Source organism: Halorubrum xinjiangense (assembly GCF_900102375.1).
Lineage (GTDB): Archaea > Halobacteriota > Halobacteria > Halobacteriales > Haloferacaceae > Halorubrum > Halorubrum xinjiangense.
In genome coordinates, this window is record NZ_FNBO01000003.1 from 106,495 (window position 1) to 128,835 (window position 22,341).

19 protein-coding genes are annotated in these 22,341 nt (G+C 68.6%); 5 read left to right on the forward strand and 14 right to left on the reverse strand.

The features are described from left to right. Positions 1–26: 26 nt before the first annotated feature. Entirely contained in the window at positions 27–221 is a 195-nt protein-coding gene (locus F3H13_RS05090; RefSeq protein WP_004045866.1) for a cold-shock protein, read from the reverse strand. Positions 222–400: 179 nt separating this feature from the next. On the opposite strand from F3H13_RS05090, the gene F3H13_RS05095 reads away from it, so the two are divergent. Together F3H13_RS05095 and F3H13_RS05100 are read left to right on the forward strand one after the other, a co-directional pair. Then, on the forward strand, positions 401–3,049 hold the full coding sequence (locus tag F3H13_RS05095) for a heavy metal translocating P-type ATPase (protein WP_149797971.1): 2,649 nt from the start codon (positions 401–403) through the stop codon (positions 3,047–3,049). 75 nt (positions 3,050–3,124) lie between these two features. Beyond that, complete coding sequence (locus F3H13_RS05100) at positions 3,125–3,781, forward strand: NAD-dependent epimerase/dehydratase family protein (protein WP_149797972.1); 657 nt, start codon at positions 3,125–3,127, stop codon at positions 3,779–3,781. A 48-nt stretch (positions 3,782–3,829) separates the two neighbouring features. On the opposite strand, the gene F3H13_RS05105 is transcribed toward F3H13_RS05100, so the two are convergent. The 11 genes from F3H13_RS05105 to F3H13_RS05155 form a co-directional block, all read right to left on the reverse strand. Continuing rightward, complete coding sequence (locus F3H13_RS05105) at positions 3,830–4,105, reverse strand: hypothetical protein (protein WP_149797973.1); 276 nt, start codon at positions 4,103–4,105, stop codon at positions 3,830–3,832. A 91-nt stretch (positions 4,106–4,196) separates the two neighbouring features. Continuing rightward, positions 4,197–4,658: a universal stress protein gene (locus tag F3H13_RS05110; RefSeq protein ID WP_149797974.1), complete on the reverse strand. Its 462-nt coding sequence runs from the start codon at positions 4,656–4,658 to the stop codon at positions 4,197–4,199. A gap of 3 nt (positions 4,659–4,661) precedes the next feature. Further along, positions 4,662–6,449, reverse strand: coding sequence for a VC_2705 family sodium/solute symporter (locus F3H13_RS05115; protein WP_149797975.1), 1,788 nt, complete (start codon positions 6,447–6,449; stop codon positions 4,662–4,664). Next, the gene (locus tag F3H13_RS05120; RefSeq protein WP_149797976.1) at positions 6,446–6,985 is read right to left on the reverse strand and encodes a DUF4212 domain-containing protein; all 540 of its coding nucleotides are present in this window, start codon (positions 6,983–6,985) and stop codon (positions 6,446–6,448) included. The genes F3H13_RS05115 and F3H13_RS05120 overlap by 4 nt, the downstream gene beginning before the upstream one ends. A 108-nt stretch (positions 6,986–7,093) precedes the next feature. Continuing rightward, on the reverse strand, positions 7,094–9,088 hold the full coding sequence (gene acs / locus F3H13_RS05125; RefSeq protein WP_149797977.1) for an acetate--CoA ligase: 1,995 nt from the start codon (positions 9,086–9,088) through the stop codon (positions 7,094–7,096). 148 nt (positions 9,089–9,236) lie between these two features. After that, complete coding sequence (locus F3H13_RS05130; RefSeq protein ID WP_149797978.1) at positions 9,237–11,024, reverse strand: bacterio-opsin activator domain-containing protein; 1,788 nt, start codon at positions 11,022–11,024, stop codon at positions 9,237–9,239. 159 nt (positions 11,025–11,183) lie between these two features. Then, positions 11,184–11,423: a DUF2061 domain-containing protein gene (locus tag F3H13_RS05135; RefSeq protein ID WP_149797979.1), complete on the reverse strand. Its 240-nt coding sequence runs from the start codon at positions 11,421–11,423 to the stop codon at positions 11,184–11,186. Between the two features lie 69 nt (positions 11,424–11,492). After that, positions 11,493–13,448 (reverse strand): acetate--CoA ligase, encoded by a 1,956-nt coding sequence (acs, locus tag F3H13_RS05140; protein ID WP_149797980.1) that lies wholly within the window; start codon positions 13,446–13,448, stop codon positions 11,493–11,495. A 168-nt stretch (positions 13,449–13,616) separates the two neighbouring features. After that, a complete protein-coding gene (hflX, locus tag F3H13_RS05145) occupies positions 13,617–14,969 on the reverse strand; it encodes a GTPase HflX (RefSeq protein WP_149797981.1) in 1,353 nt (450 codons plus the stop codon). Then, the gene (locus tag F3H13_RS05150; RefSeq protein ID WP_149797982.1) at positions 14,966–15,322 is read right to left on the reverse strand and encodes a DUF2209 family protein; all 357 of its coding nucleotides are present in this window, start codon (positions 15,320–15,322) and stop codon (positions 14,966–14,968) included. The genes hflX and F3H13_RS05150 overlap by 4 nt, the downstream gene beginning before the upstream one ends. Before the next feature lie 165 nt (positions 15,323–15,487). Continuing rightward, complete coding sequence (locus F3H13_RS05155) at positions 15,488–16,534, reverse strand: threonine aldolase family protein (protein WP_149797983.1); 1,047 nt, start codon at positions 16,532–16,534, stop codon at positions 15,488–15,490. Between the two features lie 125 nt (positions 16,535–16,659). On the opposite strand from F3H13_RS05155, the gene F3H13_RS05160 reads away from it, so the two are divergent. Further along, positions 16,660–18,186, forward strand: a complete 1,527-nt coding sequence (locus F3H13_RS05160) for a carboxypeptidase M32 (RefSeq protein WP_149797984.1) — start codon at positions 16,660–16,662, stop codon at positions 18,184–18,186. Positions 18,187–18,220: 34 nt separating this feature from the next. Here F3H13_RS05160 and F3H13_RS05165 read toward each other — a convergent pair whose 3' ends face one another. Together F3H13_RS05165 and F3H13_RS05170 are read right to left on the reverse strand one after the other, a co-directional pair. After that, positions 18,221–19,324, reverse strand: coding sequence for a sensor histidine kinase (locus F3H13_RS05165; protein ID WP_149797985.1), 1,104 nt, complete (start codon positions 19,322–19,324; stop codon positions 18,221–18,223). Between the two features lie 139 nt (positions 19,325–19,463). Continuing rightward, positions 19,464–20,081: a hypothetical protein gene (locus tag F3H13_RS05170; protein ID WP_149797986.1), complete on the reverse strand. Its 618-nt coding sequence runs from the start codon at positions 20,079–20,081 to the stop codon at positions 19,464–19,466. Positions 20,082–20,342: 261 nt separating this feature from the next. On the opposite strand from F3H13_RS05170, the gene F3H13_RS05175 reads away from it, so the two are divergent. Both F3H13_RS05175 and F3H13_RS05180 read left to right on the forward strand, forming a co-directional pair. Next, positions 20,343–22,040: a sugar-transfer associated ATP-grasp domain-containing protein gene (locus F3H13_RS05175; protein WP_149797987.1), complete on the forward strand. Its 1,698-nt coding sequence runs from the start codon at positions 20,343–20,345 to the stop codon at positions 22,038–22,040. Next, the gene (locus F3H13_RS05180; protein ID WP_149797988.1) at positions 22,040–22,297 is read left to right on the forward strand and encodes a hypothetical protein; all 258 of its coding nucleotides are present in this window, start codon (positions 22,040–22,042) and stop codon (positions 22,295–22,297) included. The genes F3H13_RS05175 and F3H13_RS05180 overlap by 1 nt, the downstream gene beginning before the upstream one ends. The last annotated feature ends 44 nt before the right edge of the window (positions 22,298–22,341 follow it).

The following is a 22,341-nucleotide window of genomic DNA, read 5'->3' on the forward strand; positions in this document are numbered from 1 at the left end:
CGCCGGTAGCGGATGCCGCGACCGAGCTACAGCCGAGTGAGGTTCGTCGCGCGCGGACCCTTGTCCGCCTCCTCGATCTCGAACTCTACCTCCTGTCCCTCTTCGAGGTCCGGGCCGCCGACGTCTTCCATGTGGAAGAACACGTCCTCGTCAGCGTCGTCAGTCTCGATGAATCCGTAGCCGCCGGTGTCGTTGAAGAAGTCGACCTTGCCTGTCGCCATCGCACCTGATACGTCTCCCGACGTGGATATAAGTGTTGTGTGCCGCGATCCCGGCGGCGCGATCGAACCAAAGTAGCTCCGCACCGGTGATCGCTTTCGATTCCGAATTTGAACCCGTCACAGGCTTTGTTTTCTAATGGGAAAACGCACTAAGGGAGTACCCCGTAGTAATACCCAAGATGAGCACCAGAACCACCCACCTCGACATCACGGGGATGAGCTGCGCCAACTGCTCGGCGAGCGTCGGCGACGCCGTGGCGGCGCTCGACGGCGTCTCGCGGGCGGACGCGAACTACGCCACGGACGAGGCGACCGTCGAGTACGACCCGGAGGCGACGTCGCTCGCGGCGATCTACGACGCGATCGAGGACGCCGGCTACGGCGCGGTCTCCGAGACCGCGACCGTCGCGATCACCGACATGACGTGTGCGAACTGCGCGGACGCCAACCGCGACGCGTTAGCGTCCGTGCCGGGCGTCGTCGACGCCGACGTGAACTACGCGACCGACGAGGCGCAGGTGCGGTACAACCCCGCCGAGACCTCGCTGTCGGCGCTGTACGACGCCGTCGAGGACGCGGGCTACTCCCCCGTCCGAGAGAACGAGGCCGGAGACGGCGAGGGCGCGGACGGGGAAAGCGGCGGCTCCGACGAGAGCGCGCGCGACGCGGCCCGGAACGCGGAGATTAGAAAACAGCTCCGGCTGACGCTGTTCGGCGCCGCGCTGTCCGTCCCGCTCCTCTTCTTCCTCGTCGACAACCTCCTCCTCGGGGGCGCCGTCGTGCCGGACCGGCTCTTCGGCGTCGGGGTCCACTGGGTCGCGGCCGCGCTCGCGACGCCGGTCCAGGTCGTGCTCGGTCGGCCGTTCTACGTGAACTCCTACAAGGCGCTCGTCACGAACGGGCGCGCCAACATGGACGTGCTGATCGCCCTCGGGTCGACGACGGCGTACGTCTACTCCGTCGCCGTCCTCCTCGACGTAGTCGCCGGGAGCGTCTACTTCGACACGGCGGCGCTGATCCTCGTCTTCATCACGCTCGGCAACTACCTCGAGGCCCGCTCGAAGGGACAGGCCGGCGACGCGCTCCGGAAGCTGTTGGAGATGGAGGCCGACACCGCCACGCTCGTCGACGAGGCCGGCACCGAGCGCGAGGTCCCCATCGAGGACGTCGCGGTCGGCGACCGGATGAAGGTCCGCCCCGGCGAGCAGGTCCCGACCGACGGCGTCGTCGTGGAGGGACAGTCCGCGGTCGACGAATCGATGGTCACCGGCGAGTCCGTCCCCGTCGAGAAGGCCGAAGGCGACGAGGTCGTCGGCTCCACCATCAACGAGAACGGGCTCCTCGTCGTCGAGGCGACGAAAGTCGGCGCGGACACCGCCCTCCAGCAGATCGTCCAGACGGTGAAGGAGGCGCAGTCCCGCCAGCCCGACATCCAGAACCTGGCGGACCGCATCTCCGCGTACTTCGTGCCCGCGGTGATCGCGAACGCGCTGCTGTGGGCCGTCGTCTGGTTCGCCTTCCCCGAGGCGCTCGCCGCCTTCGTCGACTGGCTCCCGCTGTGGGGGCAGGTCGCGGGCGGGCCCGCGCCGGTCGGCGGCACCGTCTCGGTGTTCGAGTTCGCGATCGTCGTCTTCGCCTCGTCGGTCCTGATCGCGTGCCCCTGCGCGCTCGGGCTCGCGACGCCGGCGGCGACGATGGTCGGGACCACCATCGGCGCGCAGAACGGCGTCCTGTTCAAGGGCGGCGACGTCCTCGAACGCGCGAAGGATGTCGACACCGTCGTCTTCGACAAGACGGGGACGCTCACCGAAGGCGAGATGGAGCTCACCGACGTCGTCGCGGTCGGCGAGGTCCCCGACGGCGGCGCGGTCGTCGAGGACGGGACCGACGCGGCGACAGGCGAGTCGACGGCGACGGCAGAGGACGAGGTCCTCCGGCTCGCGGCGAGCGCGGAGCGGGGCAGCGAACACCCCCTCGCCCGCGCCATCGTCGACGGCGCCGAGGCGCGCGGGCTCGACCTCGCCGACCCGGAGGACTTCGAGAACGTCCCCGGGCACGGCGTGACGGCCACCGTCGACGGCGCCGAGGTGCTCGTCGGCAACCGGAAGCTGCTACGCGACGCCGGCGTCGACCCCTCCCCCGCGGCGGAGACGATGGAGCGGCTCGAACGCGAGGGGAAGACGGCGATGCTCGTCGCGCGGGTGCCCGCCGGCGCCGACGACGGGGAGCTCCTCGGCGTCGTCGCCGACGCTGACACCGTGAAACCGACGGCGAAGGACGCCGTGGGCCAGCTCCGCGACCGCGCAATCGACGTGATGATGATCACGGGCGACAACGAGCGGACAGCCCGCGCGGTCGCCGAGCAGGTCGGGATCGACCCCGAGAACGTCCGTGCCGGGGTGCTCCCGGAGGACAAGTCCGACGCGGTCGAGGAGATCCAGTCCGACGGTCGCCGGGCGATGATGGTCGGCGACGGCGTCAACGACGCGCCAGCGCTCGCGGTCGCGTACGTCGGCACTGCTATCGGCTCCGGGACCGACGTGGCCATCGAGGCGGCCGACGTGACGCTGATGCGCGACGACCCGCTCGACGTCGTGAAGGCGATCCGGGTCTCGGACGCGACGCTCCAGAAGATCAAACAGAACCTCGTGTGGGCGCTCGGCTACAACACGGCGATGATCCCGCTCGCGTCGCTCGGGCTGCTCCAGCCCGTCCTCGCGGCCGGGGCGATGGCGTTCTCCTCCGTCTCGGTGCTGACGAACAGCCTCCTGTTCCGCCGGTACGACCCCGACGGCGACTACCGGCTCCTCGGGTTCCTGCGTCGCTAAACGGAGGGCCGCGTCTCCTCGTTCTCCCGTACCACGTCCCGAAGCCCCAAGACGGGGCGGGGCGTACACCGTCGCATGGCCACCCTCCTCGTCGTCGGCGGCAGCGGCTTCATCGGACGCGACGTCTGCCGGTTCGCGGTCCGCGACGACCACGAGGTCCGCAGCGTCTCCCGGAGCGGTCGCCCCGACATCGACGAGGCGTGGGCGGACGCCGTCTCGTGGACGAGCGCGGACCTCTTCAGCCCGAACGCGTGGCGCGACCGCCTCGACGGCGTCGACGCCGTGGTCCACTCGGTCGGGACGCTCACCGAGGCGCCGACGGAGGGCGTCACCTTCGAGCGCGTCAACGGCGACGCCGCGCTCCTCGCGGCACTGGAGGCCGAGCGGGCCGGCGTCGATGCGTTCGTCTTCCTCTCCGCGGCCGCGAAGCCGCCCGGTATCCGAAACGCCTACCTGACGGCCAAGCGCCGGGCGGAGGCGTCTCTCACCGATCTCGACCTCGACGTCGTCACCCTCCGCCCGGGACCGGTGTACGGGGAGGGGCAGCCGCACATCCCCAGCGTCGCCGACCGCGTTCTCCGGTTCGCCGCGAGCGCGCCGCCCATCGCCTCCCGACTCGGCGAGTCGCGACCGCTCTCGGTGGACACCGTCGCGCGGGCGACGTACCGCGCCGCGCTGGACCCGGACGAACGGCTGCTCGACGTCTCCGACATCCGGGACCTCGCGGGCTGAGCGGCGGGGCGGCCCGCGACGTGGGACCGGTCTCTCGGCGTCGCCGCGTCAGCGCGCGCGGCGCTCCTTGGCCATCTCCAGCGAGATGAAGAAGCCGAAGTACGCCGGGATCCCTGCGAGCATGAACATGTACAGCACCCACTGCGGCGCCGTCGGGAAGGCGACGTTGTACAGCGCCGACGCGAGTCCCACCCAGACGAGCGCGAACAGCAGGTCTTGAAGCATCCCGGTGCCGTTCTCGCTGAGCACGTGTCGGGCGCGGTCGGCGACGCTCGGGTCGGTCGGCTGGTCGTCCGGCGTCTCCGCGGCGTCCGAGTCGGGCATGCTATGAGTGTATGTGGGGGGTTACGTCGGTGTTGCGGAATCGCGCGGGTCGACTGCGCGAGGAACGGGACCGCGGACCGGTGCGCCGCCCTCAGTTCTCGTCGAGGTAGTCGACGACGAGGACCGGGACGTGCGTCGACCGCAGGGTGCGCTCCGTAACGCTGCCCAGCAGCGCGCGGCGCACGCCGGCCCGGCCGTGACTGCCCATCACGATGAGGTCGACGCCGTGGTTCTCGGCGTAGTCGGCGATCACCTTGTGCGGTCGGCCGCCCGAGACGTGTTCGACCACGTCGACGCCGCGGTCGGCGCCGCGGTGGGCGACCACGCCGGTCGCCTCGTCGGCCTGCTCTTTCAGCTCGCCCATCTCGTCGAACCGACCCTGCTTGAGCCGGTCGACCTGCTCGGTGCCGAGACTGAAGTTCACCGAGTCGATGTCGACCACGTACAGCGCGTGGACCTCGGCGTCGTACTTCTCAGCGAGGTCGAGCGCGTGGTCGACGGCAGACTCTGCGACGTCGCTTCCGTCCGTGGGGACGAGGATGCGTTCGTACATGGATTACTCCTCCGTGGCCGCGTCGTCAGCGCGGCCGCCGTCCGCGGCCGCGTCGTCCATTGCGCGGCCGCCGTCCGCAGCCGCGTCGTCCATTGCGCGGCCGCCATCCGTCGCGATGTCTTCGCCGCCGTCGGCGACGACGTCCTCGGCGGTCTCCTGCTGTCCCATCGGTTCGGGGCTGTGACACTGCCTGACGATCCGCTTCGTTTCGAGCGACGGCTCGTCGGTCGCCATCGAGACGACGACGGTGACGGCGAGCACGACCGGGAGCGTGATGAGCGCCGAGCCGATGGCGGGCATCCACGTCGCCAACCCGGCCGACAGCGGCGCCTCGAGCGAGCCGATGTACGTCGGGACGATCTCGTTGATCATCGGGATCGACCAGAGGGTCAGCCCGGTCGTCATGCCGGCCAGCGCGCCCTGGCGGTTGGCGTTCTCCCACCACATGCCGAGGAAGAACATCGGGAACAGCACGGAGCCGGCGAGCGAGAACGCGTAGCCCACGAGCGCCGCGATCGAGGACGCGGGGTTGAGCGCGGCCAGCGTGGTCAGCGCGCCCAGCGCGACGATCGAGAGGCGGCCGACGAGGATCTGCTGGCGCTGCGTCGCGTCCTCGTTGATGATGTTCGTGTAGATGTCGTGGCTGATCGCCGAGGAGCCGGCGATGAACAGCCCGGCGACCGTCGCGATCGCCGCGGCGATACCGCCCGCCGCGACGATGCCGACGAACCAGGACGGGAGCCCGGACAGCTGCGTCGCCAGCACGACGATGACCTCGCTGGCCGCGCCCGTCATGCCGGGGTCACCGTACGTCGCACCGACGTTCTGCGAGTAGAGGTCGGTCCCGAACGCCGCGAACGCCGGAGCGCTCCAGTAGAGGATGCAAATGAAGAACAGCCCCCAGACCGTCGACCAGCGGGCCGTCCGCTCGCTCTCGACCGTGTAAAACCGGACGAGCACGTGCGGGAGCCCGCAGGTGCCGACGATGAGCGAGAACGTCGTGGCGACCCAGAGGTAGTAGCTCGACCCGGCGAACGGCTCGGAGAACTCGCTGCCGAGCTGACTGATCAGCGCGCCGTACTCCAGCTGCGGTAGCACCGTCGAGTAGCCGTTCGTGTAGCCGACGACGAACAGCCCGACGACGAACGCCAGGATCAGGATGACGTACTGGACCGCCTGATTCTTCGTGGCGCCCAGCATCCCGGACAGCGTCAGGTACCCGACGGTGACGACCATCATGGCGACGACCATCACCTGGTACCCGTCGAGGCCGGGGATCAGACCGCCGTAGTTACCGAAGATGTACAGGCCGACCAAGGCCATCCCCTTCGCCTGCCCGATGGCGTAGACGAAGCCGATGAGGAACGTCGTCACCGCCGCGATGGCGCGCGCGGTGTCGGAGTTGAACCGATCGCCGACGAAGTCCGGCGCCGTGTACTTTCCGAACCGACGCAGCTGCGCGGCGAGGAAGATGAGTAGGATGAAGTACCCCGTCGTCCAGCCGACGACGAACACGAGGCCGTAGAAGCCGGCGAGCGCGATGGACGCCGCCATCCCGAGGTACGACGCCGCCGACATCCAGTTCGCCCCGATCGCCATCCCGTTTTCGACGTTCCCGATGGACCGGCCGGCGACCCACATGTCGTCGGTGTCGGCCACGCGGAAGACGAAGCCGATGGTGAGGAACAGCCCCAACATCCCGATCACGAGGAGCGCCGGCGCCAGCTTGAACGAGATGTCGAGGGCCTCCGGCAGGAGGTCGCTCTGCAAGAGGAGCGAACTCGCCGTCATTCGTCGACCCCTCCGTCGGCCGCCGCGGCGTCAGCGCCGCTTTGAGTCGTTGCGACGTCAGTGTGTTCGATGCCGTACTTCTCGTCGAGCGCGTCCCGCTTCCGCGAGTACCAGAACGAGAGGATCAGCGCGCTGGTCGGGGCGCCGAACGCGACGAGGAAGTAGTGGAGCGGGAACCCCAATATCGGCATCGTCTGCGTCATCGGACCGGGCGCGAGCCGCGTCAGGGTCACCGGCCCCCACACCGCGAGGACCCAGATGGCGAACCCCGTCCAGACGATTCGGAGGTGATCGCGCATGTACGGCGTGCTCGGATTGAGGATGTTCACCTCCGCGCCGAGGTAGTCGGTGTTGTTGTGCGTCTGTGCGGCGCCGGTCGAGGCGACGCCGCCGTCGGTGGCCGCGTCGTTAGGTGCGCGACCCCCGTCGGTGGCCGCGTCGTCGGCTGCGCGAGCCCCGTCGGTGGCCGCGTCGTCAGTTGCGCGGCCACCGTCAGCGACCGCGTCGTCTCGTTCGTGTGAGGTATTATCTGTCATGTTTTGGCGTGTGTTGTGGGTTCGTTTGTATGATTTTTTCGTGATGATTATCGTCGTGTGATCCGTCGTGGTCGTCAGTGAAACCGATTGAAAACGGTTCGCCGAGCGCTACTCGGCGTCGGCCTTCTGTTGGATCTCCTCGACAATCTCGGGGTTCCGAAGCGTGCTCGTGTTCCCGAGCTCCTTGCCGTCTGCGATGTTCTCCAGCAGGCGCCGCATGATCTTCCCGGACCGGGTCTTCGGCAGGTCGGGCGTGAACACGACCTGCTCCGGGCGGGCGATCGGACCGATGGCGTCCTCGACGCCCGCGACGATCGCGTCGCGGAGCTCCTCGGTGCCCTCGTAGCCGTCTTCGGTCGTCACGTACGCGTAGACGGCCTCGCCTTTGATGTCGTGGTTCCCGCCCACGACCGCCGCCTCGGCGACGCCCTCGACGCCGACGATCGCCGACTCAATCTCCATCGTCCCGAGCCGGTGGCCCGAGACGTTGAGCACGTCGTCGACACGGCCGAGGACGGTGATGTAGCCGTCCTCGTCGATCTTCGCCCCGTCCTCCGGGAAGTACACCCAGTCGTCGGGGTCGTCGCTGTCGGTATCAGAGTACTCCGCCCAGTACTCCTCGATGTAGCGCTCGTCGTTGTTGTACAGCGTCCGGAGCATGCCGGGCCACGGTTTCTGCACCGTGAGGTAGCCGGCCTTCCCGGGCTCGACCTCGTCGCCGAGCGTGTCCAGGATCTGGACGTCGAGGCCCGGCAGGGGCGGTCCCGCGGCGCCGGGCTTCATGTCCTTGATCCCGGGCAGCGTCGTCACCATCATCCCGCCCGTCTCGGTCTGCCACCACGTGTCGACGATCGGGCACTCCTCGTTTCCGATGTGCTGGTAGTACCACTTCCACGCGCGCGGGTTGATCGGCTCGCCGACCGTGCCGAGCAGGCGCAGCGAGGAGAGGTCGTGGCGGTCCGGGAACTTCGAGCCCCACTTCATGAACGCGCGGATGGCCGTGGGCGCGGTGTACAGCTGGGTCGCGTCGTACTCGTCGACGATCTCCCAGAGGCGGTCCTGTTCGGGGTGATCGGGCGTCCCCTCGTACATCATCGTCGTCGTCCCGAGCGCGAGCGGCCCATAGACGATGTAGGAGTGACCCGTGATCCACCCGATGTCGGCCGAGCAGAAGTACGTGTCATCTGGCTTGATGTCGAGGACCGACTGCGAGGTCCACGACACCCACGAGAGGTAGCCGCCGGTCGTGTGTTTCACGCCCTTCGGCTTCCCCGTCGTCCCCGAGGTGTACATCAGGAACAGCATGTCCTCGGCGTCGCGGGTGACCGGGTCGACCTCGGCGCCCTCGTGTTCCGCCACGAGGTCGCCGTAGTCGACCTGGTCGTCGCCGAGGTCGTGACCGAAGTCGTCGCCGTTCGGTCCGAGGCGATCGACGATTACCGTGGTCGTGTCGTGGTCGACGCCCGCGAGCCCCTCGTTCGCCTTATCGAGGTGGTCGAGCGGGTCGCCGCGACGGTAGTAGCCGTCGCAGGTGACGAGGTACTCCGAGTCCGCGGAGTTCATCCGCGTCGCGAGCGCGTCGGCCGAGAACCCGGCGAACACGACGCTGTGCGGCGCACCGATGCGCGCGCAGGCCAGCATCGCGATCGGCAGCTCCGGGATCATCGGCATGTACATCGTGACGACGTCGTCCTCCTCGACGCCCTGCTCCCGGAGGGCGGCCGCGAACTCGTTCACCTCGCGGTGGAGCTCTTCGTACGTGTACGAGCGGTCGTCCTCGTCGACCGGTTCACCGACCCACTCGATCGCGACCTCGTCGCCGCGGTCGTCGAGGTGTCGGTCGAGGCAGTTCGCCGACGCGTTCAGCTCGCCGCCCGTGAACCACTCGTAGAAGGGCGGGTTGCTGTCGTCGAGCACCTGGTCGTAGTCGGTTTCCCACTCCAGCAGGTCGGCAGCCGTCTCCCAGCACTCGGGCCAGTTCTCGTCGAACTCCTCGTATATCTCTGGGTCGGAGACGTTCGCCTGCTCGACGAACGACTCCGACGGCTCGAATACCTCCTGTTCCGCCAATCTCGCTTCCAGTTGGCCGTCTCCCTCTGTCATGGTACGGTCGTATCCAACCGATCTCGGCATATAAACGTCGACGCTAAATACGAAAAATCGTGACAGACTCCGCCGGATCGAGCGGCGAGAGCCGCGCCGCGGGACGCGCGAGCGGTCGGAGTACCCGCCGGCTGAGCCTACCGTGAGGTTACCCGCCGGGCGGGGCCGCTCGCTCGTCGTCCCCTCGGCCCGGTCGCGCCGCGTCGTCCTCGAACACCCCGTCGAGGAGGGCGCGCTGGGCCTTCCGGAGGTGGTTGTGGAACGTGGGCGACGAGACGTCCATCGCGTCGGCCACCTCCTCGGCCGTGCTCCCGCGCGGCCAGTCGAAGTAGCCGCCGTGGTACGCCGCCGACAGCGCGGCCCACTGGCGGTCGGTGAACCGGTCGGCGATCCCGTCGCGGAGCGAGGACTCCGCGCGCGGCGAGCGCGCGACCGACTCCTTGCTCGCGAGCCTGACGTCCGCGAACCGGTCGCGGAGCCCGTCCGCGACGGGACGGACGTTCGTCCCTTCGGGGAAGTCCGCGACGACGCGGACCCGACCGTCGGCCGCCGACGCGTCGCGCACGGTCGCGCCGTGGTCGATGAGCGCCCTGACGAGCGACCCGTCCGCGAGGCGCACCGAGGCCGAACAGCCGTCCTCACGGGTCTCTATCACCCGGAAGTCGGAGACCCCCGCCGCCGCCTCGACGACCGCCGCGACGTCCTGCGGTCGGGCCCCGTTGACGGAGAGGTACGCCCGAGAGACGTCGTCGTCGACGTCGACGGTCGAGGCCAGCTCGATCCAACAGTCCAGCCGGTCGCTCGCCCGGGCGAGGAACGCGGCGTCGTCGGTCGTGTGGAACTCGACTTCAGTGACCGCGTCGGAGTGGAGCAGCTCTCGCCACCGGTCGGCGGTGATCGCCCGCCCGAGGCACCCCCCGAGCGCGGCGAGCGCTCGGCGTTCGGGCTCGTCGGCCGGGTCGTCGTCGGCCGCGACGACGCAGAGCGCGCCGTGGACCGCGCCCTCGTAGGCCGCGGGGACCGCGACCGCGGGCCGGCCGTCGGTCTCCTTTCGGCCGTCGGTCGCGGCCGACGCACCCTCCGGTATCGCGTCCAGCCACGGCCCACCGGCGGTCACGCCGCGGTCCGCGAGCGTCTCCCGAGCGACGCCCGCCGCCGCGGTCACGGCCGCCCGCTCGCCGCCGACCGCCCGGCGGACGACCCACGCCTCGGCCCAGCGGTCGACCTCGATCAGCCCCGCGACGACGGCCGCCGCGGGGGCCGACGACCCCGGGTCCGCGAGCGCCTCGAATCCCGGGAGGACGGTCATCACGGTCTGCTCTGCCGACGCGTCGCCGACCCTCTCGTCGCCGGCGATGGCGGCCGCGAGCGCCTCGCCATCGAGCGGGTCGAGGTACGAGTCGAACGTGCCGAGCGACTCCCAGCCGCCGGCGTCGCGGACGGCTCGCGGGTCGACGCCGCGGTCGACGAGATGTCGCCGAGCGAACGTCTTCCGGAGGGCGCTCGGGGTGACCCGCTCGTCAAGCGCGCCGTCGGCGAGGCCGGCCGCCCGCGCCGCCGTCTCGCTCACGATCATCTGGACGCGCCGGGGCGAGACGTCGACGTACGGGTCGTCGTCGCCGAGCCCTTCGCTCGTCGCGTACCGGTCGAGATCGGCCGCCAGCGAGGCCGGAACCACCGTTTCGCGGCCGATCCGTTCGTCGCCTGTCGGGGGCGAATCCCCGTCCGCTCGCTCGTCGCCGTCACCCGCGGGGACGGCGAGCAGTCGCGCGTCCGAGACCGACTCCGCGTCGCGCAGGTGTCGCGGGGCGACGCGGGTTATCTCTTCGGTACGGAGCCCGGCCTCGCCCGCCAGCCTGACGACCAGCGCCGCGCGATACGTCTCCGCGGCGGTGACGAGCGCGTCGTAGGCGTCCGCGTCGAGGCCATCGACCATTCGTTTCGGAAATCAACAAGTAGCCGAAACAAAATTCTTCCGGAAAACGGCTCTTCAGCGGGGTGACCGCGCTTTCGCCGCGAAAGCCCTTCTTATCGGGTCCGTTTTCCTACCGTTGTATTTCGGTTAACTACGCGATTCCGAAACGCTGCTCGCCGGTCACCCGGACAGGCCGACGCCCCAGGACACGTGGTCCCACAGGCGCTCGTAGCCGTAGTACGTGATCGTCTTTACCCCGTTGGTCACGAAGCCGATGCTCGCCGCCTGGCCGACGTCGCCGACGACCAGCCACGCGACCAGCACCGTGATCGTTACCATCAACGCACGATAGCAGAGGGTCTTGACGACGGCGCGGCGGCGCGCGTGGACCGCGTCCCGTGAGAAAACGCTGGTGGCCATGCCGTGTCCCACGGTCGCCGCCGACAAGTAACTATTACTCGTATCTCGATGGGCTTAGAGAAACTGTATTCAGTTTCTCTTTTCACGCACAGTCGACTCGATTTCTCCCACGACCTCGGGGTTGCGGAGCGCGCTCACGTCGCCGAACTCCTCGCCGCGGGCGATGTCCTCCAGCAGCCGCCGCATGATCTTCCCCGAGCGCGTTTTCGGGAGCTCGGGCGTGAACACGATCCGGTCCGGACGGGCCACGTCGCCGACGGCGCTCGCCAAGCGGTCCGCGATGGTGTCGCGGAGCCCCTCGTCGGGCTCGACCGCGCTCTTCGTCGTCACGTACGCGACGATCCTCCCGTCGTCGTCGCCGACGACCGCGGCCTCGGTCACGCCGTCGGCGTCGACGATGGCCGCCTCCAACTCGCCGGTGTTGAACCGCTGTGCGCGGACGTTGATCACGTCATCCACCCGGCCGAGGATCGTGACGTAGCCGTCCTCGTCGACGGTCGCCCCGTCGCCGGTGCGGTAGCGCCAGCCGTCCCCGCCCTCCAGCCAGTACTCCCGCAGGTAGCGCTCGTCGCCCTCGCGGAGGCCGCGCAGCATGCCGGGCCACGGGGAGGCGAGCGTGAGGTAGCCCGACTCGCCCGGGTCGACCGGCTCGCCGTCCTCGTCGACGACGCGGGCGTCTATCCCCGGCAACGGCGGGCCGACCTTGCCGGGCTTCATCGGCGTGACGCCGGGGAGCGTCGCGAGCGCGATGGCCCCGGTCTCGGTCTGCCACCACGTGTCGACGACGGGCGCGTCGCCGCCGCCGACGTGGTCGCGGTACCAGCGCCACGCCTTCGGCGTGATCGATTCGCCGACGGTCCCCAGCAGGCGGATCGACGAGAGGTCGTGCGACTCGGGGTACTCCGCGCCCCACTTCATGAACGACCGGATCGCGGTCGGCGAGGTGTAGAAGACGCTCACCGCGTTGCGCTCGATCAGGTCCCAGACGCGGTCGCGGTCGGGGTAGTCCGGCGACCCCTCGTACAGCACCGTGGTCGTCCCCGTCGCCAGCGGGCCGTACACGCCGTAAGAGTGGCCGGTGATCCAGCCGATGTCGGCGGCGCACCAGTAGGTGTCCTCGGGCCGCACGTCCAAGACCTTCCGCGTCGTCCACGCGACGTGCGCGAGGTAGCCGCCCGTCGCGTGTTCGACCCCCTTCGGCCGCCCGGTCGTCCCCGAGGTGTACATCACGAACAGCAGGTCCGTCGCGTCGCGGGCGACCGGTTCGACCGTCTCGCCGTCGTGGGCCTCGACGAGCGCGTCGTACTCGTGTTCGTCGTCGCCCAGCGAGACGGCGAGCTCGTCGCCGAGTCGATCGACGACGACCGCGGCCGACAGCTCCCCCTCGGCGCGGATCCGCGCGTTGTCCGCCTTCGACTTCTGGTTGAACGCGTCTTCGCGGCGGTAGTAGCCGTCGCAGGTGATCAGGAACTCCGAGTCGGCGGCGTCGATCCGGGTCGCGAGCGCCTCCGCCGACAGCCCCGCGAAGACGACGTTGTGCGGCGCGCCGATGCGCGCGCAGGCCAGCATCGCGATTGGCAGCTCCGGGATCATCGGCAGGTACAGCGTCACCACGTCGTCCTCCTCGACGCCGAGCTCGCGGAGCCCGGCCGCGACCGCGTTCACCTCTCGGTGGAGGTCGAGGTACGTGTACGACCGGCGCTCGCCGCGCTTCCCGAACCACCGAATCGCGAGCTGGTTGCGGCGCTCGTCGAGGTGGCGGTCGACGCAGTTCACGGCGGCGTTGAGCCGGCCGTCCGGGAACCACTCGTAGAAGGGCGGGTCGCTGTCGTCGAGGACGGTCTCGTACTCCCGGTCCCACGTCAGGAGGTCGGCGGCCGCGCGCCACGCATCCCGCCCCTCGCGGTCGAACCGGTCGTACACCGCGGGGTCGCTCGCGGCGGCTCGCTGCCTGAAGTCGGCCGGCGGGGGGACGACGTCCTCGTCGCCGTCGACGAGCCGACCGTCGGTCCCGGGGTTGTCCATGACACCGTATGGCCCGCGCAGACCCGTATACTTTGTCCGGGTCACCGGCGAGTGAGAGCCCCGGCGAGTGAGAGCCCCGGCGAGTGAGAGCCCCGGCGAGTGAGAGCCCCGGCGAGTGAGAGCCACAGCGAGCGCGGCGGCGGACCGATCGCCGCCGACCGCCCGCGGTCAGGCCGACTCCTCGGCGGGCGGCGCCGAGAGGTCGGCGGCCTTCGCGCGAGCGCGGGCGACAATCGAGGGCTTCGCCTCGAAGTCGACCGTCACCTGGTCGCCCGCGTACGTCTCCTCGGCGACGTGCCCGTGGTCGTGGACCCAGGAGACGAGGCTCATCGCGTCGTCCGAGACCGGAAGGACGAGCCGCTCGCGCTCCCAGTTCGGGAGCTCGTCCTCGACGCGGTCCCGGAGCTCGGCCACCCCCGCGCCCGTCTTCGCGGAGACGGCGATCGGGTCGGGCGCGACCCCGGAGAGCGCGGCGCGCCTGTCCGCCAGCTCGCCCGGCTCCAGCCGGTCGATCTTGTTGAACACGGTGACGACGGGCGCCTCGTTGCGCTCGTAGAGGGTGTCGTGGCTCGTGACCAGCTTCTCGCGCATCTCCTCGACGGACTCGCTGGCGTCGACGACGAGCAACACAAGGTCGGCGCGGTAGACGGAGTCGAGCGTCGACTCGAACGACTCCACGAGCCAGTGGGGGAGGTCCGCGATGAACCCGACCGTGTCGGTGAGGAGGACGTCGCGCTTCTCCATCTCGGCCCGGCGCGTTGTGGTGCCGAGCGTCGTGAACAGCATGTCCTGCGACTCTGCGGTGGTGTCGAGGTCGCGGTGGCGGTCGGCGTTCTCGTCGACCTCGAGTTCGTCCGCGAGCCGGCGCATCAGCGTCGACTTCCCGGCGTTGGTGTAGCCCGCGAGCGCGACGAGGTCGAACCCGGAGTCGCGGCGCTGCTCGCGGCGCGCCTCCTCCTTCTCGGCGATCGACTCAAGCTCGTCGCGGATCTCCGATATCTGCCGTTTGATGTCCCGCTCGACGCTCTCGTCGTACTCGCCGAGCCCCATGAACCCGGGGCGCTCGTCGCGCTTCGCGAGGCTCGCCTTCGCCTCCGCGCGCGGGAGCTCGTACCGGAGCTCCGCGAGCTCGACCTGGAGCTGCGCCTTTCGCGTGTTGGCGCGCTGGCCGAATATCTCGAGGATGAGCGTGAACCGGTCGATCATCTCGACGCCCTCGGGGAGCTTCCCGCCGACGTTGAACGTCTGGTACGGCCCCACGTCGTTGTCGATGATCACGGCGTTCGCGTCGGTCCGCCGGACGAGGTCGCGGAGCTCCGCGACCTTCCCCTCGCCGAACATGAACGCGGCGTCCTCGGTGCGGGTCTGGGTGAGCTCGCCGACCACCTCGTAGCCCGCGGCGGCCGCGAGCTGCGATATCTCGGCGAGGTCGGCCTCTCCGGAGTCGACGCGCTTGGCAACGACTGCGCGGCGTCCCTCGGTCGACGAGTCGGCGTCCGCCTGCCCGGCGTCCCCGCTCATCGGAGGAGTTCCCGGGCGGCGTACGCGGCGTGGTGTGCTGCCTGCACTGTTTCGCGCTCGCCTATGCTCTCGACGTATTTAAACTCGGGCTGGAAGCTGAGTCCGACGCGCGCGGCCGGCTCCTCGTAGAACTCGCCGCCCTCCGCGACGACCGGCCCCGCCGGCGGAGTCGGGAGGTTCCCGACCGCATCCGCGGCGAGCGCGACGGTCGCCTCCAGCGTCGGCCCCTCGCGCGAGGCGGCGAAGCTCATCCCCTCCACCGAGCGGATCCGCGCGGAGTCGACCCGCGCGTGGACCGCGGCCGCGACCATCAGGCACTCGCCGTCCTCCTCGTGGCGGCCGCTGATGTCCACGCCGACGACCTCAGGGGCGGGCGTCGTCCACCTCGGTTCGGGCGGTCCGCGCAGCCGCGTCGACTGCCTGTGCGTCCATGCGAGGGCGTTGGTCGGCAGCCGAATTGAACGTTTCCGTGGGACCGTCGCATCCCCGCCTGACGGCGGTCCGAAATACTCGGCAGGTCACTCCCGCAGCTCGTCGACGACGGCCGCGATCCGGTCGACCGCCTCGTCCACGTCGGCGTCGTCGACGTCGAGGTGCGTGGTGAACCGCGTCGTGTGCTCGGCGAACTCGACGCAGCCGACGCCGGCGTCCTTACAGGCCGCGTAGAGCGACTCGGCCGGGATGCCGGCGGCCTCCGTGTGCGCCACGACGATGTTGGTGTCGGGCGCGGGCGCGTCGACGCCGTCGAGCGCGTCGAGGCCGGCCGCGAGCCGCTCCGCGTTGCCGTGGTCCTCGGCGAGCCGGTCGACGTTCTCCAGCGCGCGGAGCCCGGGCGCGGCGATGATGCCGGCCTGCCGCATCCCGCCGCCGAACAGCTTGCGGACGCGGCGGGCCTCCTCGACGAACGCCTCGTCGCCGGCGAGGATCGACCCGACCGGCGCGCCGAGCCCCTTCGAGAGGCAGAAGGTGACGCTGTCGACGGGGTCGACGATCTCGCTCGCGTCGACGCCGAGCGCGACCGCGGCGTTGAACACGCGTGCGCCGTCGAGGTGGACCGGCACGTCGGCGTCGCGGGCGGCCTCCGCGGCGGCCGCGATCCGGTCGACGGGGACCGCGATCCCCCCGCGGTAGTTGTGGGTGTTCTCCACGGAGAGGAGGCCGGTGCCGGGGCGGTGGAGGTCCTCGTCGACGAGCCCCTCGCGGACCGCGTCCGGCGTCGGGACGCAGCGCTCGCCGGCGTCTATCGTCCGGGTCTGGACGCCCGAGAGCTTGGCCGCGCCCGCCAGCTCCCAGCGGTAGATGTGCGACTCGCGCTCCAAGAGGAGCTCTTGGCCCGGCTCCGTGTGGGTGTGAACCGCGATCTGGTTCGCCATCGTCCCCGAGGGGACGTACAGCGCGGCCTCGGTGCCGACCGCCTCGGCCGCCCGGCGCTCCAGTTCGTTGACCGTCGGGTCGTCGCGGTACACGTCGTCGCCGACCTCGGCGGTCGCGGCCGCCTCGCGCATCTCCGCCGAGGGCGCCGTGACGGTGTCGGACCGCAGGTCGATGAAGTCGTCGTCGGACATCTGTTACCTGTCCTTCCGCGGCGCCGGGCATATATCCCGCGCTCGGCGAAGCGTCGCGGCGAGGAGGGGATTCTGACGGTTCCGGGTTCGGTCCCTTCTTAACTGCCGGGATCGATCCGTGACGTATGGCAACGGAAGCCGCGGCAGACGACGCAGCCGACGCACCGGACGCCTACGACGCCCTCCTCGACCGCGTCCAGCGGTGGAACGCGGTCGGCAGCGCCTCCGGCGTCCTCGGCTGGGACCAGCAGGTGATGATGCCCGAGGGCGGCACCCCGGCCCGATCGAAGCAGCTCTCTGCGCTCTCCTCCGTTCACCACGACATGGTCACCGCCGACGAGACGGGCGAGCTGCTCGACGAGCTCGACGACGCCGACCTCACTGACGAGCAGGCGGCGGTCGTCCGCGAGGTCCGCCGCGAGTACGAGCGCGCCGACGCGGTCCCGGTCGAGCTCGTCGAGGAGATCTCCGAGACGGGCTCCGAGGCGCTCCAAGCGTGGGAAGCGGCGAAGGCCGAGGACGACTTCGACGAGTTCGCGCCGTACCTCGAGAAGCACGTCGAGCTGAAACGCGAGTACGCGGAGCACATCGACCCCGACCGCGACCCCTACGAGGTCCTCTTCGAGGAGTTCGAGCCGTGCCTCTCGATGGAGCGCGCCGAGTCGATCCTCACCGAGCTCCGCGAGGCGCTCGTCCCGATGATCGAGGACATCCGCGAGTCCGATGTCGACCTCGCCGTCGACACCTTCGAGGGGACCTTCCCCGAGGACGATCAGGAGGCGCTCTCCCGGGACGCGCTGGAATTCGTCGGCTACGACTTCGATCGCGGGCGCCTCGACGTCTCCTCGCACCCGTTCACCTCGGGCAACCAGTTCGACTGCCGCGTGACGACCCGGTTCGACGAGGAGGACCCGCTCGGCGCCGTCGGCTCGACGATCCACGAGTTCGGCCACGCCCAGTACAACCTCGGGCTCCCGCAAGAGCAGTTCGGTACGCCGCTCGGCCAGTCGCGTGACCTCTCGGTCCACGAGTCGCAGTCGCGCCTCTGGGAGAACCACGTCGGGCGCAGCGAGGCGTTCTGGCAGGAGTTCCTCCCCATTTTCAAAGAGCACTTCCCGCAGACGGAGGCGGCGACGGTCCGGGACGCCTACGAGGCGTTCAACCAGGTGTACGAGGACAATCTCATCCGCGTCGAGGCCGACGAGCTTACCTACCACCTCCACATCGTCATCCGGTTCGAGATCGAGCGCGACCTGATCCGCGGCGACCTCGACGTCGAGGACGTGCCCGAAGTGTGGAACGACAAGTACGAAGAGTACCTCGGTATCCGCCCCGACACCGACAGCGAGGGCTGTCTCCAGGACATCCACTGGAGCCACGGCAACTTCGGCTACTTCCCCACCTACTCGCTCGGCTCCGTGATGGCCGCCCAGCTGTTCGCGGCCGCCGAGGCGGAGATAGACGACCTCGACGGGAAGATCGCGGCGGGCGAGTTCGACGCCCTCCACGACTGGCTCGGCGAGAACGTCCATCGGCACGGCTCCCGCTACGAGACCAACGAGCTGGTGAAGCGCGCGACCGGCGAGGACTTCTCGGCGGACGCGTTCCTCGACTACGTCGAGGAGAAGTACGGCGAGCTGTACGGGATCTGAGGCGGACACGAACGCACAACTGCGATTCGCTGTCTCACGGCTCGGCGGTTTCGACGCCGCGGATCTCGAACCGAGCGCCGCCGGGCGCGCTCTCCATTATCTCGACGTCCCACCCGTGGGCGTCGGCGATCTGCGAGACTATCGACAGGCCGAATCCGGTCCCGTCGTCTGACGTGTAGCCGGCCGCGAACACGTCCCCGCGGTCGTCCGGCGAGATGCCCGGGCCGTCGTCGGCGACGTAGAAGCCGTCGGCCAACTCGCCCACCGTCACGGAGACGTCGTCGCCGCCGTGGTCGAGCGCGTTTTTCAGTAGGTTCTCGAGGAGCTGGCGCAGGCGGTCGCGGTCGGCGCGGACGTCGCGGTCGCACTCGACGCTGAGCGTGGCCGAAGGCGTCGCGAGCGGGTCCCAGCAGTCGGCGGCGAGCGCCCCGATATCGACCGCCGCGAGCGAGAGCGTCTCGGAGCCCATCTTCGCGAACAGCAGCAGGTCGTCGATGAGCCGCTCCATCCGGTCGTGCGCGTCTGCGACCGCCTCGAGATGCGGGCTCGAACAGTCCGCGGCGACGAGTTCTAACCGGCCCGTGGCGACGCCGAGCGGGTTCCGGATGTCGTGGCTCACCGCGGACGCGAACTGGTCGAGCCGGTCGTTCTGCCGCTGGAGCTCCCGTTCCCGGTCGAGCCGGTCCAGCGCCGTCTCGGCGTGGCTGAGGAGGAGTTCCGCCAGCTCAACGTCGTCGTCGTCGAAGGCGTCCGGCGTCGTCTCGACCGCCTGAAACACCCCGTGGTCGCCGATCGGTACGCTGATCCCGGACCTGTACGACGCGTCGGCCGGCACCGTCTCGTCGTCCGGCGTGACCTCGGCGACGGTGTACGACTCTCCCGTCTGGTAGGTCTTGCCCGCCAGCCCCTCGTCGATACGCATCTGCTGGCTGCCGTCGGGCGGCGCGGCCGCGGACGTGGCGCGCGGGACGAGCCGCTCGCCGTCCCGTATCATGATAGTACACAGGTTGAAATCGAGGAGGTTGGCGGCCGCTGCGACCGTCCGTTCGCAGACGCCCGCGACTGTCTCCTCTGTCTGGATCGTCGTCGCGACGTCGTGGAGCGTTTCGATGACGGCCGCGCGCCGGGCGCGTCCCATATCCATCAATCAAAACGGAGTGTAATGAATCTTACAGTCAGTCACTTCGACTCTGTCTCGCCGGAGTCGCGTCGAGGGCTCCTACTCTCGACCGGTTCGAGCCGCCGGACCGGATTCGCCCTCCTGCTCCTCGACGCGGTCACACGCCCAAGCGGAACCCCGTCATCAACACGATTATCGCGAGCATCACGGCGCCCTCGAACAGGCCGACGACGAGGTTCTTCTTCTCGATCGATTCGAGCCGTGAGGCGTCCGGGTCGGGCGACACCGTCTCGTAGTACGCGCTGAGCTGGAGGCGGTGCGGGACCGCCAGTCCGAACGCGAACAGTCCCCAGCCGAGGCCGAGCGCGAGTCCGGACCACGTCCCGCCGAAGCCGTAGCCGAGGCCGAGGCCTGGCGTGAGAAGCACCGTTCCGGACAGCACCGTCGTCAGCGAGAAGCCGACGAGGAAGAAGACGGCCTTCGGGATGAGCGTCTCGTTTACCGCCGCTGCCGCCTCCTCGTCGAGCCCGCCGAGCGTCGGGCCGATGATCGCGGGGAAGATCAGCGCGAAGCCGAACCACACCGCGCCGGCGGCGATGTGCGTATAAAAGAGCAACTCGGTGCTCGCGAGCGCGAGGCTCGCGGCGAGAAAAGCCAACGGGACGAGGAAGCTCCCGGCCGCGAACGCCGGGTTCGCGGCGTCCGCGAGGTGTCGGATACGTTCGAGGAACCCGAGTTCCGCGACGCGACGCCCGCCTTCGGTAGCGACTGCCATGGACACCTAATCCGGAGAAAGCGTAAAATGCGTTCTGGTCGACACGATCGCGGCCGGTTTTCCGTAGTATCGACTGGTGTGTCGTGAGTTAATCGGGGGCCACAGTAGGTAGCTAGAGGCTAACTTAAGTACTCGTAGGAGAATTGATAGGTAGATGATGTGCTTCAGATGCGATCTCGTAGGCGGGTATGAGAGGGGCTTCTCGTCCCAGAACGAAGAGAGTAGCCTACCCATACTCGGCGATGTGTTCGCGGGTGAATCGTGGAATTAGATCTCAAACAGCATCTCCCGAGTTTGGTGCTTCTGTTCGGGCTGACAGTCGTCGGGGTGTTTCTGCGGGCCAATTCCGATCTGTTCGTGCCGGTCGCGCAGGACCTCGACTTCGCCTTCCGGCTGATGATCGCCGGGACGGTTATCGCGGTCATTCGGAACGAGCTCGGAATGAGCACCTTCGGCGTGTTCGGGCCAGTGATCCTCTCTTTCTCGTGGGTGGTTATCGGCCCGTTCTGGGGGTTCGTTATCATTGCGTACATCTTTATCATCACGTCGCTCGCCCGCGTCGCCATCAGTGACTTAGACCTCGGGACCGCCCACCGTGTGGCGTCACTCCTCGTCGTCGCAGCCATCGGCCTGTTCGTCCTCGAAGCCGCCGCTCAACTCCAAAATCTCCAATCGCTCCAAGCGGTCATCCTCTTCCCGGTGGTGTTGACCACTTGGTACGCTGAGCGCTTCGTCGGCAGTCTCACCGAGACCGGCTGGCCGCCTGCGACTCGCCGCCTCGCCGCGACGCTTCTTAGTATCGCTGCGGCGTTCTTTGTCGTCACCTACGAGCCGCTCGTCGGACTCGTCATCCGTTCGCCGGAGCTGTGGGTCGCGCTTGTCGCGGTCAACATTCTTTTTGGGACGGTCACCGACACTCGTCTCGCCGAATACCTCCGATTCAGGACGTTACGGCGCTCTCTCGGGACGAAAAACGCCGGAAATATTCTCACAATGCGGATCAGAAATCGAGAGTTCATCAGCAGATACAACCCCGCGTCGGTCATGGCGGCGTTCGATAAGGGCGACATGAAGAAAACGCTTCACGGGCTTTCAATCCCCACGCCCGCCACCTATCTCATCGCTGCGGACGAGTCCGATTTCCAAGAACTTCGGACGCTCCTCGAGACAAAAGACGAGTTCGCCATTAAACCGATCGATGGATCCGGTGGCCGTGACGTGCTCGCCGTTCGGGGGCGCGACGAGGAGACCGACGAATTCCTCACGAACCGCGGGCGGCTAACAGCCGATGAGATCGTGGCTCACACTCGAAATATCTGCGTCGGCGGTGTCAGTGACTACGGTGCTCGCAGAGAGGCCCTCGTCGAGGGGTTCATCACACCCGACGGGATGCTTGCGAACCGAATAACGGACGGAGTGCCCGACCTTCGAGTCATCACCCTCCTCGGCTTTCCGGTGATGTCGATGGTCCGGCTCCCGACCGAGGAGTCGAACGGAACTGCGAATATCCATACGGGTGCCGTCGCCGTCGCTATCGACATTGCAACCGGTGAAGCGTCCGGTGGCTACCAGCAGACGCACGACGAATTCATCGATTCCCACCCCGATTCGGGAGCCGACCTCGAATTCAGCGTTCCCGACTGGGAAGCCGTCCTCACAATGGCGTCACAGGCCGCCATCTCGAGCGGCCTCGGGTTCGCCGGCGTGGACATCGTCTTCGATGAGGAGGACGGACCGATGGTGCTTGAAGTGAATCGACGTCCCGGTCTCGGCATCCAGAACGCGAATATGGACGGCCTGCTCCACCGCCTTCGCACCGTCGAAGCGCACGGTGATCTGGACCAATTCCAATCCGCACACAACCGCGTGCGCCGCTCGCAGGAATGGGCAACGCATGACTGGGAGATGGTCGAGCAACCATCGACGGACCGCAAGACCGCAAGCGAGGTGAGTATCTGATGTCATCGAGCAAAGTCGGTGACACCGCGTGGCCGTACACGCAGCTTACAGCCGCTCTACTGTTCAGTATCCTCCTTTTCATCCCCATCGTCCTCGCGGGACTGCCCGGAGTCGCTCGAACGCCGATCACCGGCCTGTTCACGCGAGAGGAGGTGCTCTTGCTGTTCTTTATCGGGATGCCGCTCGTGTTCACTGTATTCGCCGTATATCGTGTCGCACAGTTTTACGGGATATTCGGAGGGAGCGAAGCAAATTAGCAGTCGAAGGTCGGTTAGCTATTCCACCTGCGGTGGAAGCCCCG

What these genes read in the sequence shown, in the direction of transcription:
- F3H13_RS05090 (WP_004045866.1), bottom strand. Translation starts at nt 221, where the DNA reads ATGGCGACAGGCAAGGTCGACTTCTTCAACGACACCGGCGGCTACGGA.
- F3H13_RS05130 (WP_149797978.1), bottom strand. Translation starts at nt 11,024, where the DNA reads ATGGTCGATGGCCTCGACGCGGACGCCTACGACGCGCTCGTCACCGCC.
- hflX (WP_149797981.1), bottom strand. Translation starts at nt 14,969, where the DNA reads ATGAGCGGGGACGCCGGGCAGGCGGACGCCGACTCGTCGACCGAGGGA.
- F3H13_RS05155 (WP_149797983.1), bottom strand. Translation starts at nt 16,534, where the DNA reads ATGTCCGACGACGACTTCATCGACCTGCGGTCCGACACCGTCACGGCG.
- acs (WP_149797977.1), bottom strand. Translation starts at nt 9,088, where the DNA reads ATGACAGAGGGAGACGGCCAACTGGAAGCGAGATTGGCGGAACAGGAG.
- F3H13_RS05135 (WP_149797979.1), bottom strand. Translation starts at nt 11,423, where the DNA reads ATGGCCACCAGCGTTTTCTCACGGGACGCGGTCCACGCGCGCCGCCGC.
- F3H13_RS05105 (WP_149797973.1), bottom strand. Translation starts at nt 4,105, where the DNA reads ATGCCCGACTCGGACGCCGCGGAGACGCCGGACGACCAGCCGACCGAC.
- F3H13_RS05160 (WP_149797984.1), top strand. Translation starts at nt 16,660, where the DNA reads ATGGCAACGGAAGCCGCGGCAGACGACGCAGCCGACGCACCGGACGCC.
- F3H13_RS05165 (WP_149797985.1), bottom strand. Translation starts at nt 19,324, where the DNA reads ATGGGACGCGCCCGGCGCGCGGCCGTCATCGAAACGCTCCACGACGTC.
- F3H13_RS05100 (WP_149797972.1), top strand. Translation starts at nt 3,125, where the DNA reads ATGGCCACCCTCCTCGTCGTCGGCGGCAGCGGCTTCATCGGACGCGAC.
- F3H13_RS05120 (WP_149797976.1), bottom strand. Translation starts at nt 6,985, where the DNA reads ATGACAGATAATACCTCACACGAACGAGACGACGCGGTCGCTGACGGT.
- acs (WP_149797980.1), bottom strand. Translation starts at nt 13,448, where the DNA reads ATGGACAACCCCGGGACCGACGGTCGGCTCGTCGACGGCGACGAGGAC.
- F3H13_RS05180 (WP_149797988.1), top strand. Translation starts at nt 22,040, where the DNA reads ATGTCATCGAGCAAAGTCGGTGACACCGCGTGGCCGTACACGCAGCTT.
- F3H13_RS05115 (WP_149797975.1), bottom strand. Translation starts at nt 6,449, where the DNA reads ATGACGGCGAGTTCGCTCCTCTTGCAGAGCGACCTCCTGCCGGAGGCC.
- F3H13_RS05170 (WP_149797986.1), bottom strand. Translation starts at nt 20,081, where the DNA reads ATGGCAGTCGCTACCGAAGGCGGGCGTCGCGTCGCGGAACTCGGGTTC.
- F3H13_RS05095 (WP_149797971.1), top strand. Translation starts at nt 401, where the DNA reads ATGAGCACCAGAACCACCCACCTCGACATCACGGGGATGAGCTGCGCC.
- F3H13_RS05110 (WP_149797974.1), bottom strand. Translation starts at nt 4,658, where the DNA reads ATGTACGAACGCATCCTCGTCCCCACGGACGGAAGCGACGTCGCAGAG.